The organism is Nocardia sp. CC201C (assembly GCF_030010695.1).
Classification (GTDB): domain Bacteria; phylum Actinomycetota; class Actinomycetes; order Mycobacteriales; family Mycobacteriaceae; genus Nocardia; species Nocardia otitidiscaviarum.
Genome location: NZ_JASCXP010000167.1, coordinates 1 through 14,648, shown reverse-complemented (window position 1 = coordinate 14,648; position 14,648 = coordinate 1). Strand labels below are relative to the sequence as shown.

The window sequence follows — 14,648 nt, the reverse complement described above, 5'->3', positions numbered from 1 at the left end:
CCCACGCGGACCGGTAGGTGCGGCGGCGTCGCAATTGCGCCGAGCGCGCGGTTCGGCCTGGACATCTTCCGCCAACCGGGACCGATTACCGCGCGTCTTCCCGGTCTTTCCTCTTTTTGGAGGTACAAACACTCCTGTGACTGGTGTTGTTCGTGAGGCGAGAATGGCGCGGCGCTGGGTCGCCTGCGCCGTCGCTCTGCTGCCGTTGGCGGCGGGGATCGCCGTCGCGGGTCCGGTCGTGGCCGCCCCCGAGGCCGCCGTATCGGCTCCGGCGACCGTGCAGCGGGCGGTGTGGCTGACCGACCGGCGCGTGGCGCTGTGGGTGCATTCACCCGCCATGAACGAGGCGGTGCAGATACAGCTGCTGCTGGCGCGGGACTGGAACACCCGCCCGGACGCCAAGTTCCCGGTGCTGTACATGCTCGACGGGCTGCGCGCCCAGGACGACGAGAACGGCTGGACCAAGGACGCGAGCGCCGACGAGTTCTTCGCCGACAAGAACGTGACCGTGGTACTGCCGGTCGGCGGCCAGTCCAGCTTCTACGCCGATTGGCTGCAACCGAACAACGGCCACAACTACAAGTGGGAAACCTTCCTGACCAAGGAACTCCCGCCGCTGCTGGAGGGTCAGTGGCGCGCCACGAATGTGCGTGGCGTGGAGGGCCTTTCGATGGGCGGAACGGCGGCCATGTTCCTGGCCGCGCGCAATCCCGGCTGGGTGCGCCACGCCGCCTCCTACTCCGGATTCCTGACCCTCACCACGCTCGGCATGCCGCAGGCGGTGAATTTCGCCATGCGCGACGCGGGCGGGTTCGATTCCGAGGCCATGTTCGGGCCGCCCACGAGTCCGCTGTGGGCCGAGCATGATCCGTACCAGCTGGCGGACCAGCTGAAGAACATCAGCCTGTACGTTTCCAGCGGCAGCGGCACCGCGGGCGCGACCGATCCGCTCTCCGATATTCCGGGCATCACCACCAATTACGCCGGGATGGGCCTGGAGGTGCTGTCGCGGCTGACGACCCAGAATTTCGTCGCCAAACTCAACAAGATCAGCATTCCGGTGCAGGTGAATTACCGGGCCTCCGGCACCCACACCTGGCCGTACTGGGATTTCGAGATGCGGCAGTCCTGGCCGCAGGCCGCGGCGGCGCTCGGCGTGGACGCGACACCCGCCAACTGCTCGGTGGGCGGCGCGATCGCCGGGGCGGTGCAGGCCAACAACTGGCTGGGCGGCTGCCTGACCGGCGAATACCAGGTGCCCGGCGGTATCGCCCAGGACTTCACCGGCGGACAGGTGTTCTACTCGCAGGCCACCGGCGCGATCCCGACCGGCGGCATGATCGGCGGCAGCTACCAGGGCGTGGCCGGACCGGGTTCCGGGCTGGGCATGCCGACCGGCGGTGAGGCGGCGCTGCCCGACGGCCGCGGTCGCTTCCAGCCCTTCCAGCACGGCTTCATCTACTGGACCCCGGCGACGGGGGCGCATCCGGTGCGCGGCGCGATCCTCGACGAGTGGGCGCGGCTTGGCTACGAGGGCGGCGCGGCCGGTTATCCGACCGGGGCCGAGCAGGCGACCCCGCACAAGGACGGCGTGGTGCAGGGCTTCGAGCACGGCCCGATGTACTTCAGCCCCGCGACCGGCGCGCATCTGGTGCAGGGGCTGATCCTCGGCAAGTACGCCCAGCTCGGTTTCGAGAACAGCGTCTTCGGCTTCCCGACCGCCGGGGAGGTCGGCCTGAAGGACTTCGGCCGGATGAGCCGGTTCGAAGGCGGCAATATCTACTGGAGCCCGCTGTCGGGCGCGTGGGGCGTGCGCAACGGCGCGGTCATGGACGCCTGGGGCGCACTGGGTTTCGAGAACGGACAACTCGGCTTCCCGACCGGCGACGAAACCCAGATCCCCGGCGGCAGCCAGCAGACCTTCCAATTCGGCACGATCGTCGTCAAGGACGACAAGGCCCAGGTGGTCGCCCTCGACGGCCGCCCCATCGCCCTCCCCGGCCCCCCGCCCGCGCCGAACGACCAGCGACAGCCGGACCCGGCCGCCCCGGCTCCCCCGTCACCCGGCCACGAGAACCCGGCCGCTCCGGCCGCCACGCAGCCCGGCGTGGCGACTGCTCCGGCCGCCGCACCCGCCGCGTCCGAGGTAGCCGCGTCCGAGGTAGCCGCGTCCGAAGTCGCCGGATCCGGTGCGGCGGTGTCCGAAGCCGTTGTGCCGCAGCCTTCGGCGGCCGCGCCCGCCCCCGATACCACCTCGGCCGAGCCCTCGGCTGCCACGCCCGCCCCACCCGAGGTGATCGTGCCGCAGCCGCCTGCCGCGGTGCCGCAGTCACCCCCGCCGGAGGTGCCGTCCGCCGCCCCGCAACCTCTCACCCCGGCTCCGGCCGCCGCACCCCCGAACGCCATGCCCGAGCCGGGACCCGCGCCCGCCGTCGTACTCGACATTCCGCCCGCGACACCGGGCGGTCCGGCCGTGGTGCTCGACATCCCTGCGGCGACCCCGCCGCAGCGCCCCTGATCAACCCTGCGCCCGGACAGCCGGTGCGCGGCGCGAAGACACGCGTTCCCCGTCATATCCGGCCGGTCGGTGGAATGGCGCAGGTCACCACGTGTGGCGGCGCTAAGAACTGCATGAGGTTCGTTTTGCTGGGCAACACTTCTCGCTACCTTGCCGCTAGCCTGGTGGCGACCTTGTGCCCCTGGACATCTGTGCCCTGATAGATCCGAGGAAGCGAATTCATGCAACGGACCCGTGGAAAAGTGATCGGCGTGGTGGCGGCGTGCGCCGCCGCCGGATTGCTGGCCGCCTGCGGCGATAACGATTCGACCGCGACCAGCACGCCCACGCTGTCCTCGACCACGCAGGCGAGCTCGTCGGCGGCGCCCTCGACCACCGAGTCGGCCGCCCCCGAATCGCCGCAGTCGACCGAATCGGCCGCGCCTCCGGCGGAGGAGAACACCGAACGTCCGCAGCCGGTGCCGACCGAATTCGTCACGCCGCAGAGCGACGCGCCCGCGCTGAGCGACAAGGACAGGACCTACATCGAGGAACTGAAGAAGCGCGGCGTGACTCCGTCCTCCCCGGATATCGCGCTCAGCGCGGGCAACCTGGTGTGCCAGGGCAAGTCCGAAGGCGCGCCGGAGGACCAGATCATCACCTACGTGACCGCCATCGCGGGCTCCGATCCCACCTTCGACCCGAGCAAGATGCCGGTCGAGGAGGCCGGGAAGATCTACTACGAAGTCGCCTCCGCGAGTTACTGCCGGTGACCCCGCGCCGCCGCTCCGCACGCCGGTCCGCACCGGCGGGATGCCTGCTGTTCCTGGCGGTGGTCGCACTGATCATCGTCGTGGTGATCCTGCTGTGGTACCTGCTGGCGGGGCGGCTGCGCCTGCCCGGCCCGACACCGCCCGGGCCGAAGGAGCCGACCTCCCAGCCCGCGTCCTGCCCGGATGTGCTGATGCTGTCGGTGCCGGGCACCTGGGAGTCGTCGAGCGACGACGACCCCTACAACCCGTCGGCCAATCCGATCTCGCTCATGCTGAACATCTCCAACCCGATCCGGGAGCGGTTCCCGAACGACCGGGTGGAGGTCTACACCGTCCCGTACGTGGCGCAGTTCTCCAATCCCATCGCCATTCCGCCGGACGGTCAGCAGTCCTACAACAAGAGCCGCTCCGAGGGCATCGCCCGCGCCACCGACAAGCTGGCGCAGACCCATCGGGACTGTCCGCTCACCACCTACGTGATCGCGGGCTTCTCGCAGGGTGCCGTGATCGCCGGTGACGTGGCCGCGGATATCGGCGCGGGCAAGGGCCCGGTGCCCGCCGACAAGGTGCTCGGCGTGACCGTGCTCGCCGACGGCCGCCGGGTCGACGGGCCGGGACAGGCCATCGAAATCGGCAATGCCCCGCCCGGGGTGGGCGCGGAGGTCGCGCTCAAGGGCCTGAACGTCCCCGGCATCACCATGACCGGACCGCGGCCCGGCTTCGGCAAGCTGGCCGACCGCACCTACACCATCTGCGCCCCGGGCGACCTCATCTGCGATTCCCCGGATCAGGCGCTGAACCCGGTCAATTTCCTCAGCAGCGTCGGCACCCTGGTGCGCGCGGCCGGGAACCCGGTGCACAGCCTCTACAACGGGTACGTGGTGGACGACAGCGGCACCACCGCCACCCAGTGGACGGTGAACTGGGCGGCCGGGCTCATCGAGGGCGCTCCGCATCCACCGCATTCGTGACCGGAACCACCTGGTCGGGGCGCTGTGGCGAACAACCCTCCGTATTGGGGGCTTGCGCCCGTCGACCGACCCCGTGGTTTGGCGCACAACCTGTAAAGTGCTCCGAGATTGTGACGCCGGTCGATGAGGCCCGGCGGCGCAGAGCAATCGATCTCAGCCAGGAGCATCAGTTCAATGACAGGAGTCGCCGTACCGGCCGGTCGCGAGACCGTGCCGAGTACACCGCCGCGGGCATTCCGCTTCGCGGCGGCCGGCGAGGGTAACCCGTCCGAAGGCGGGGCGCGCAAGTTCATCAAGCTCGCGCAGCGGGCCGAGGATTTCGGATACGACGCGTTCGCCGTACCCGATGCCCTGGGTCCCCAGGTGGGTCCGATCGCTGCCCTCGGTGCCCTGGCGGTGGCCACGGACCGAATCCGGCTCGGAACCTCGATGCTGGCCAACGGTTTTCGGCATCCGGTGGTGCTGGCCAAGGAGGCCGCCACCCTGGATGTGCTGTCCCGGGGCCGGTTGGAGCTGGGTGTGGGCGCGGGCTGGCTGGCCGACGACTTCGACGCGGCGGGCATCGACTTCGACGCACCCGCGGTGCGACTGGAGCGCTTGGACGAGACCCTGACGATCCTGGACGTGCTGCTGCGCGGTCAGGAATGTCACTTCGAGGGCAAGCACTACCGGGTGCGGGGGATCAGGGGTGCGCCGCGACCGCGGCAGGGCCCGCGTCCCCCGCTGGCCACCGGTGGCGGCGGACCGCGCCTGCTGCGCCTGGCGGCCCGGCACGCCGACATCATCTCGGTGGTGCCGCCCACCACACCCGAAGGACGGATGCTGCTGTCCGGTATCACGCTCGACCGAACCGTCGAGCGGGTGCGGATCATCCGGGAGGCGGCCGGGCCGCGCTTCCCGGAGATCGAATTGAACTGGGCGATCACCGCGGTGATCGTCACCGACGATCGGGAGCGCGCCGCCGCCATGGCGCTCGACGCGATCGACAAGGGCCTGCATCCGAACCTGGATGTGGACGTACGGCTGTCGGTGGAGCAGATCCTCGAGTCACCGTATGTGGCGATCGGCACCCACGAGCAGATCGCCGACCACATCCGCCGGGTGCGGCAACTCACATCCATGTCCTACGTGGGCGTATTTCCCACTCAGATGGAGGCATTCGCACCGGTGATCCCCTTGTTGCGACATGAGTGAGCAGGCAGATCGGATCGCTCCGGACACTGGTCCGGCGCCTGCTCTGTAACATGTCCCTGGTTTGAGTACATCTAGCCAATAGGCGGTCACCGCGCAGACCGCAACAGAATTCTGCAGGTTGGCTCTTGCACGTTAGAGCACCGGCGGGCGAAAGAGAGTCGGGGCCTCACAGGTAACAGCGGCCGTATCGCCGCCCCTGCTTCGTGTGCCTCGGAGGAGAAGGAATGGACGAGACTTTCGACGACTACCTGGACGAAACCGGGAAGATCACGATTCCCGAGGGCCGGACCCTGGTCGATTACGTCGAGAAGCACACGATCGGTAACGACGCCAACGATCTGGCGTACCGCTACATCGACTACTCGCGGGAGCGCGACGGCGAGTACCAGGACCTGACCTGGAGCCAGTTCGGCACGCGGCTGCGCGCGGTGGCCGCCCGACTGCAGCAGGTGACCAAGGAGGGCGATCGGGTCGCGATCCTCGCCCCCCAGGGGCTGGATTACGTCATCTCCTTCTTCGCCGCCATCTACGCGGGCTGCATCTCGGTGCCGCTGTTCGATCCGGACGAGCCGGGCCACACCGACCGCCTGCACGCCGTGCTCGGCGACTGCACCCCCTCCGCGATCCTGACGGCCAGCTCCTCCGCCGCCGGTGTTCGCCAGTTCTTCCGCGCCCTGCCCGCCGCCCAGCGTCCGCGCATCATCGCCGTCGACGCCATCCCCGACAGCGTCGGCGAGACCTGGGTGCGTCCGGACATCACCGTGGACGACATCGCGTACCTGCAGTACACCTCGGGTTCCACGCGCGTCCCGGCCGGTGTGGAGATCACCCACCGCGCCGTCGGCACCAACCTGCTGCAGATGGTGCACGCCCTGGATCTGAACTGGAATTCCCGCGGCGTCACCTGGCTGCCGCTGTTCCACGACATGGGTCTGCTGACGGTGATCCTGCCCGCCGTGGGCGGCAAGTACATCACCATCATGTCGCCGTCGGCGTTCGTGCGCCGTCCCTCGCGCTGGATCAACGAGCTCGCGGCCGTCGCCGACGGGGCCGGAACGTTCGCCGCGGCACCGAATTTCGCCTTCGAGCACGCCGCCGCGCGGGGTCGCCCGAAGAACGGCGAGACGCTGGACCTGTCGAATGTCATCGGCCTGATCAACGGTTCCGAGCCGGTGACGGTCTCCTCGATGAAGAAGTTCAACGAGGCGTTCGCCCCGTACGGCCTGCCCAAGACGGCCATCAAGCCCTGCTACGGCATGGCCGAGGCCACCCTGTTCGTGTCGGCCACCCGCCACGAGGACGAGGCCAAGGTCATCTACGTCGACCGTGACGAGCTCAACGCGGGCCGTGTCAAGAAGGTGGAGCAGGGCACGCCCAACTCCATCGCCCAGGTGAGCTGCGGTTACGTCGCGCATTCGCAGTGGGCCACCATCGTCGACGCCGAGACCATCGACGACCCCGAGGGCGCGCTGGAGCTGCCCGAGGGCCGCGTCGGCGAGATCTGGCTGCACGGCAACAACATCGGCATCGGCTACTGGGGTCGCGAGGACGAGACCCAGAACACCTTCCGTAACCGCCTGGTGCGCCGCCTGCCCGAGGGCAGCCACGCCGAGGGCACCCCGGACGACGCGCACTGGATGCGCACCGGCGACTACGGCGTGTACATCGACGGCGAGCTCTACATCACCGGCCGCGTCAAGGACCTGGTGATCGTGGACGGCCGCAACCACTACCCGCAGGACCTGGAGTTCTCCGCGCAGGAGGCGTCCACCGCGCTGCGTCCGGGTTTCGTCGCCGCCTTCGCCGTCCCGGCGAATCAGCTGCCCGCCGAAGTCTTTGCCGCCGACAGCCATTCGGGCCTGTCCTTCGACGCCGACGACGCGTCCGAACAGCTGGTCATCGTGGCCGAGCGCGGTCCGGGCGCGGGCAAGGCCGATCCGCAGCCGATCGCCGACGCGGTGCGCGCGGCGGTCTCGCAGCGGCACGGCGTGACCGCCCGCGACATCCTGCTCGTTCCGGCGGGCTCGATTCCGCGCACCTCCAGCGGCAAGATCGCGCGCCGCGCGTGCAAGGCGGCATATCTGGAGGGCACACTGCGTGGTGGTTACACGCAGCAAGCTTTCCCCGATGCACCAGACGAGGAGTGAGGCGTAAGCCTCATACGCAATGGCGCGGGTCGTGTGGCCCGCGCCATTCACTGCATTCAGTGCCGTGCACCCGACGCAGACAGGTAGCTTGAAGAACTGATGGCTGAGAACGAGGGCAACGTCCCCACCGAGACGATCGAGTCCGCGGCAACCGAGGCGACCGCGACTGTCGAACGGGCCGCAGGCACCGATATGTCGGTGGCTGAGCTGCGAGAATGGTTGCGGCGCTGGGTGGCCGACGCCACCGGTCAGCCCATCGAGAACATCACGGTGGACCGGCCGATGGAGGAGTTCGGCCTCGCCTCCCGCGACGCGCTCGCCCTCGGCGGCGATATCGAGGACCTCACGGGGGTGGTGCTGAACGCGACCATCGTCTACCAGCATCCGACCATCGCCTCACTGGCCGAGCGGATCATCAACGGTGAGCCGGACGCGCCGGAGGACACGCCGGACGATTCCTTCTATACCGCCGGATATCAGCCGGGGGAGGCGCACGACATCGCCATTGTCGGCCTGTCGACCCGACTGCCGGGTGCCGGGGATACACCCGAGTCGACCTGGGAATTCATTCTCAATGGCGGCGACGCCATTCGCGACCTACCCGAGGGCCGCTGGGACGAGTTCAAATCCGACCCGCAGGCCCTGGCCGCCATCGAGAACGGCAATACCAAGGGCGGCTACCTCGATCAGGACGTGGTGAAGGGCTTCGACGCGGAGTTCTTCGCCATGTCGCCCATCGAGGTGGAGCGCGTCGATCCGCAGCAGCGGCTCATGATGGAGCTGACCTGGGAAGCCCTGGAGCACGCGCGGATTCCCGCGAGCGATCTCAAGGGCGGCCCGGTCGGTGTCTTCATCGGCTCGTCGACCAGCGACTTCATGCTGGTCACGGCGCTGGGTCTGGGTAAGGAGCCCGATCCGAACGTGCCCCTGTCGGCCGAGGCGTACGCCCTGCTGGGCGCGTCCACGGGCATCATCGCCAACCGCGTCTCCTACTTCTTCGACTTCCGCGGCCCGTCGGTGACCATCGACACCGCCTGCTCCTCCACGCTGGTGGCGGTGCACGACGCGGTGCGGTCGCTGCGCAACGGCGATTCCGATGTGGCGCTGGCCGGTGGCGTGAACATGATTCTCGCCCCGATGGCCAGCCTCGGTTTCGATATCAACGGCGCGGTCGCCAAGGACGGCCACATCAAGGCGTTCTCTTCTGATGCCGACGGCATGGTCCGCTCCGAGGGCGCGGGCCTGGTGGTGCTCAAGCGCCTGGCCGACGCCGAACGCGACGGCGACAAGATCTACGCGGTCATCAAGGGCTCGGCCGTCAACAATGACGGCCGCTCCAACGGCATCTTCGCGCCGAACCCGGACGCGCAGGCCGACGTGCTGCGCCGCGCCTACCGCGATGCCGGTATCGCGCCCTCCACCGTCGACTACATCGAGGCGCACGGCACCGGCACCCTGATCGGCGATCCCATCGAGGCCGACGCCCTGGGCCGGGTGGTGGGTCGCGGTCGCGAGGCCGACAAGCCCGCCCTGCTCGGTTCGGCCAAGACCAACTTCGGCCACCTGGAATCGGGAGCCGGTGCGGCCAGCCTCGCCAAGATCATTATGGCGTTGCAGCACAATGTCATTCCGCCGAATATCAACTTCGCCGGGCCGAACCCGTACATCCCGTTCGACCAGGCGCACCTGAAGGTCGTCGAGCAGCCGACCGAGTTCCCGCGCTACAGCGGCAAGGCCACCATCGGTGTCTCCGGCTTCGGTTTCGGCGGCACCAACGCCCACGTGGTCATCCAGGAGTACGTGCCCACCCCGGCCGTTCCGGAGAGCGGCGGCACCGCCGATCTCGACAGCTCCGGCCTCGACAGCTCCGGACTCGACAACGAGGCCACCGACGTGCTGGCCGAGGCCGAGAAGCTGGTGGAAGCCGCCGCGCCCGAGCCGGAATGGGCCGAACGTGACGAGCCGCTGCCGGTGATCCTGCCGGTGTCGGCGTACCTGCCCTCGCGCCGTAAGCGCGCCGCCGCCGATCTCGCCGACTGGCTGGAGAGCGACGCGGGCGAGAACACCCCGCTCGAGGATGTGGCCCGGGCACTGGCCAAGCGCAGCCACCAGCGTTCGCGCGGCGTCGTCATCGCTAAGAACCGCGACGAGGCGATCGCGGGCCTGCGCGCCATCGCAGCCGGTAAGCCCGGCCCGGGCGTCTTCACCGCCGATTCCCCGGCGGCCGAGGGCCCGCTGTGGGTGATGGCCGGTTTCGGCGCGCAGCACCGGAAGATGGGAAAGCAGCTCTACCAGGAGAACCGCATCTTCCGCGAGACCGTCGACCAGGTCGACGAACTCGTGGTGGACGAGGCCGGGTATTCGGTCAAGGAGATGATCCTCGACGACGCCCAGGACTGGGATATCGGCACCGGTCAGGTCGGCACCTTCACCATTCAGGTGGGTCTGGCGGCCGTGCTGCGCGCCCACGGCGCGGAACCCGCGGGCGTGGTCGGCCATTCGCAGGGTGAGGTCGCCGGGGCCTATATCTCCGGCGGCATGAACCTGGAGGACGCCGTCCGGGTGATCTGCTCGCGCGGTCGCCTCATGGGCGAGGGCGAGGCCATGATCACCGACGACCAGGTGCGCAATATGGCGCTGGTCGAGCTGAGCGCCACCGATATCGAGGCCATGCTGCCGGAGTATCCGGATGTGGAGGTCGCGGTGTACGCCGCACCGACCAATACCGTGATCGGCGGCCCGCCGGATCAGGTGCACGCCATCGTCGCCAAGGTGGAGGAGCAGGGCAAGTTCGCCCGCGTGCTCCAGACCCGCGGCGCGGGCCACACCTCCCAGATGGATGTGCTGCTGGGCGAACTCGCCGCCGAGCTGGCCGGTATCGAGCCGACCAAGCTGAAGGTGGACCTGTACTCGACCGCCCACAAGGACACCGTGTACCGCGCGGGCCACGCCCCCGTGCACGATGTGGACTACTGGGTCACCAATATGCGCGGCTCGGTGTACTTCACCAATGCCGTGCGCCAGGCGGTGGACACCGGTATCACCACCTTCCTGGAGCTGGCCCCGAACTCGGTCGCGCTCATGCAGGTGCTGGGCACCACGTACGCGGCGGGCGTGCACAATGCCGCGCTCATCCCGACCCTGAAGCGCAAGGAGGACGAGTCGGCGGCCGTCATCGCCGCGCTCGCCCAGCTGTACGTCAACGGCCACCGGGTGGACCTGCCGTCGCTGCTGCCCGCGGGCGACTACGCGGATATTCCGCGGACGGCGTTCGTGCGCAAGGAATACTGGCCCAAAGTGGCGCTGGCGTCGGGCTCCGGCAATACCCGGGTGCCGGGCGCGCACGTGTCGCTGCCCGACGGCCGCCACGTGTGGGAGGTGCAGGCCGCTGCCGTCACCGATCTCGGCGCACTGGTGAAAGCCGCTGCCGCGCAGGTGTTCTCGGACGTGCAGGCCGGTGCGTCCTACGCCTACGGCCCCATCCCGGCGGCGGGTACCCTCACCACCACGCTCACCCCCTACCCGGGTGGCGCGGCGGCGCAGGTGCACGCCAAGGTGGGCAACTCGTTCACGCTGCTCTTCGACGGTGTCGTGACCTCGGGTGCCCCGCTGCCGGAACCCGTTGCCGCGCAACCGGTCCAGCAGGCGGCCGAGTCGGCCCCCGCCGAGGTCGCGGTGGTCGCGGCCGCGGGTGAGCGCTGGGATCCCAACAGTTCCCAGACCATCGAGGACCGCCTGGCCATCATCGTCGCCGAATCCATGGGCTACGCCGTGGAGGACCTCCCCATGGAGATCCCCCTCATGGAACTCGGCCTGGACTCCCTGATGGCCATGCGCATCAAGAACCGCGTCGAATACGAATTCGACATCCCGCAACTCCAGGTGCAAGCGGTCCGCGACGCCAACCTCCTCGAGGTCGGCAAGGTGCTGCGCTACGCCATCGAACACCGCGACGAGGTCGCCGCCCTGGCCGCCCGCCAAGCCTCCGGCGAAGGCGAACTCGCGGTCGACGCCGACTTCGTCTCCGCCGCTCGCGCCGCCATGGCCACCGGCGCAGACCCCCTGGCCGCCGCCCTCGGCAACCCCGACGGTGCCGCCGCACCCGACCAGTCTGCCGCGGACACCTCCGCGTCGGGCCAGCCTGCCGCGGATGACGCCGCGTCGGGCCAGCCTGCCCCCGACACCGCTGCGCTTGGGCAGTCTGCGCCAGGGGCGCAGGGTGGGCAAGCGCAGCACACTCCGAGCGAGAGCGATTCCCAACCGGACACCTTCGAGGCCGCCCCTCCGGCAGCGGAAACCGACAAGGACAACGTCCCCCCGCGCGACGCGGCCGAACGCCTCACCTATGCCACCTGGGCCGTGGTGACCGGCAAGTCGGCAGGCGGCATCTTCAATGCCCTGCCGATCCTGGACGACCAGACAATGGAGAAGCTGGCAGCCCGCCTGTCGGAACGCGTCAAGGCCCAGATCGACATCGACGAGCTGCGCGACGCCGAAACCATCGAGAAGATGGCCGATATCGTGCGCGGCTTCCAGGACAAGGCCGACGTGGACGGCTTCGTGCGCACCCTGCGCGCGAAGGAGCCCGGCTCGGATGCGTTGCCGGTCTTCGTCTTCCACCCGTCCGGCGGCAACACCCTGGTCTACGAGCCGCTGCTGAAGCGCCTTCCGGCCAATACGCCCATGTACGGCTTCGAACGGGCCGAGGGTTCGATCGAAGAGCGTGCCCGCCAGTACATTCCGGAGATCCGCAAGATCCAGCCGGATGGCCCGTACGTCTTCTACGGCTGGTCGCTGGGTGCGGTGTTCGCGCTGACGGTCGCCCAGATCATGCGTGCCGAGGGCGCGGATGTGCGCCTGGTGGGTCTGATCGACCTCGCGATTCCGACCGAGCCCGAGGACAATTCGCCCGAGGCCCGGGTGGCGCGGATTCGGCGCTTCCAGGCGTTCGCCCAGAAGACCTACGGCTTCCAGGGCGAACTGGACGACGAGCAGATCGAGGAACTGGCCGCCGCCAGCGACGAGGAGCAGTACCAGATCATCATCGAACTGGTGAAATTCGCGGGCGTCGACATCCCGGGTGGGGTGCTCGAGCATCAGAAGCAGTCGTGGATCGAGAATCGCGAACTCCAGCAGGTCACTCCGTCGCGTTACGAAGGTCACGTGGTTCTTTACCTCGCCGACCGCTACCACGACGGGATCATCGAACTGGAACCGCGATTCGGCGACCGTAAGCCGAATGGCGGCTGGGATGAGCACATCCCGAATCTGGAGATCATCCACATCCCGGGTGACCACCTCCAGATCATCGACGAACCCCGCATCGCCACCATCGGTGCCGACCTGACGAAGAAGCTGACCGAGATCGATTCCGCGAACTAGGTTTCGCGAAAGGAGACCAGTGAGCACTACCGCCGAGAAACTCGCCGACCTGCGACAGAAGCTGGACGTCGCGAGGGAACCGGCGGGTGAAGCGGGAGTCGCGAAGCGGGCGCGCAAGGGTATCCCTTCCGCCCGCGACCGGATCAATATGCTGCTCGATCCGGGCTCCTTCGTGGAAATCGGTGCGCTGGTTCGCAATCCCGGTGACAAGAAGGCGCTGTACGGCGACGGCGTCGTCACCGGGCACGGTCTCGTCGACGGCCGCCCGGTGGCGGTGTTCTCCCACGACCAGACCGTGTACGGCGGTTCGGTCGGTGAGATGTTCGGCCGCAAGGTCGCGGGCATCATGGAGTTCGCCGCCAAGGTGGGTTGTCCGGTGGTGGGCATCAACGATTCCGGCGGCGCACGCGTGCAGGAGGCGGTGACGTCGCTGGCCTGGTACGCCGAGCTGGGCCGCCGTCAGGAGCCGCTGTCGGGTCTGGTGCCGCAGATCTCCATGATTCTGGGCAGCTGTGCCGGCGGCGCGGTGTACGCGCCGATCAATACCGATGTGGTGGTGGCGACCGAGGCCGCCTACATGTTCGTCACCGGCCCCAAGGTGATTCGCGAGGTCACCGGCGAGGATGTGAGTCTCGAGGAGCTCGGCGGCGCGCACAGCCAGGCGCAGTACGGCAATATCCACCATGTCGCCAAGGACGAGGCGGCGGCGTTCCAGTGGGTGCGCGAGTATCTGTCGTATCTGCCGTCGAGCTGCCAGGAGTTGGCGCCGATCGTGAATCCGGGCCTGGAGCCGGAGATCACCGAAACCGATCTGGAACTGAACTCGATCGTGCCCGACGCCGACAATGCCGGGTACGACATGCACGAGATCCTGTTGCGCATCTTCGACGACGGCGATTTCCACGAGTTCGGTGAGTCGGCGGGCAAGAACATGATCTGCGGGTTCGCCCGGGTGGACGGCCGCAGTGTGGGTGTGGTCGCGAATCAGCCGATGGTGTACGCGGGTGCGCTGGACGCCCGCGCGTCCGACAAGGCCGCCCATTTCATCCGGCTCTGCGACGCCTTCGAGATCCCGCTGGTGTTCGTGGTGGACACGCCGGGCTTCCTACCCGGGGTCGAGCAGGAGAAGATCGGCGTCATCAAGCGCGGCGGCCGATTCCTGTTCGCCTTCGTCGAAGCCACCGTCCCCAAGGTGACCGTGGTGATCCGAAAGTCGTACGGCGGCGGCTACGCCGTCATGGGATCAAAGCAGCTCGGCGCGGATGTCAATCTGGCCTGGCCGACCGCCCGCATCGCGGTCATGGGCGCGGAGAGCGCGGTCAGCCTGATCGGCGCGAAGACCATCGACGCGGCCCCCGAGGAGCAGCGCGCCGCCATCCGCCAGCAGATGATCGACTTCTACAACGCCACCGTCGCCACCCCCTGGGTGGCGGCCGAACGCGGCTACATCGACGCCGTCATCGAACCGGCCACCACCCGCCTGGAGATCCGCCGGGCGCTGCATCTGCTCCGCGACAAGACCGTCGCCCGCAACCCCCGCAAACACCACCTGCTGCCGCTGTAGAAGCCAGCCCGTGCCCGGCGTGCGAGGCCGCTTTGCCCGCGTTCGGCGTGCGAGCCGCTTTGCCTGTGTTCGGCGTGCGAGCCGCTTTGCCCGCGTTCGGCACGCGAGCCGCTTTGCCCG

6 protein-coding genes and 1 pseudogene are annotated in these 14,648 nt (G+C 68.6%); all 7 read left to right on the top strand.

All coding sequences use genetic code 11. The annotated features are described in order from the left end of the window. Positions 1-163: 163 nt before the first annotated feature. Positions 164-1,966, top strand: a pseudogene (locus QK444_RS18575) (alpha/beta hydrolase-fold protein); the annotation flags it as partial. Positions 1,967-2,739: 773 nt separating this feature from the next. Further along, positions 2,740-3,270: a DUF732 domain-containing protein gene (locus QK444_RS18570; protein WP_029930427.1), complete on the top strand. Its 531-nt coding sequence runs from the start codon at positions 2,740-2,742 to the stop codon at positions 3,268-3,270. Further along, on the top strand, positions 3,267-4,241 hold the full coding sequence (locus QK444_RS18565) for a cutinase family protein (protein WP_282781991.1): 975 nt from the start codon (positions 3,267-3,269) through the stop codon (positions 4,239-4,241). Before QK444_RS18570 ends, QK444_RS18565 begins: the two co-directional genes overlap by 4 nt. Positions 4,242-4,415: 174 nt before the next feature. Further along, positions 4,416-5,435: an LLM class F420-dependent oxidoreductase gene (locus tag QK444_RS18560; protein WP_282781989.1), complete on the top strand. Its 1,020-nt coding sequence runs from the start codon at positions 4,416-4,418 to the stop codon at positions 5,433-5,435. 224 nt (positions 5,436-5,659) lie between these two features. Beyond that, positions 5,660-7,582: a long-chain-fatty-acid--AMP ligase FadD32 gene (fadD32, locus tag QK444_RS18555; protein ID WP_282781987.1), complete on the top strand. Its 1,923-nt coding sequence runs from the start codon at positions 5,660-5,662 to the stop codon at positions 7,580-7,582. Positions 7,583-7,681: 99 nt separating this feature from the next. After that, positions 7,682-12,964 (top strand): polyketide synthase Pks13, encoded by a 5,283-nt coding sequence (pks13, locus tag QK444_RS18550; RefSeq protein WP_282781985.1) that lies wholly within the window; start codon positions 7,682-7,684, stop codon positions 12,962-12,964. 19 nt (positions 12,965-12,983) lie between these two features. Further along, complete coding sequence (locus QK444_RS18545; protein ID WP_029930422.1) at positions 12,984-14,528, top strand: acyl-CoA carboxylase subunit beta; 1,545 nt, start codon at positions 12,984-12,986, stop codon at positions 14,526-14,528. The last annotated feature ends 120 nt before the right edge of the window (positions 14,529-14,648 follow it).

Coding starts and splice junctions, on each gene's coding strand:
- QK444_RS18570 (WP_029930427.1), top strand. CDS start 2,740: ATGCAACGGACCCGTGGAAAAGTGATCGGCGTGGTGGCGGCGTGCGCC.
- QK444_RS18560 (WP_282781989.1), top strand. CDS start 4,416: ATGACAGGAGTCGCCGTACCGGCCGGTCGCGAGACCGTGCCGAGTACA.
- fadD32 (WP_282781987.1), top strand. CDS start 5,660: ATGGACGAGACTTTCGACGACTACCTGGACGAAACCGGGAAGATCACG.
- pks13 (WP_282781985.1), top strand. CDS start 7,682: ATGGCTGAGAACGAGGGCAACGTCCCCACCGAGACGATCGAGTCCGCG.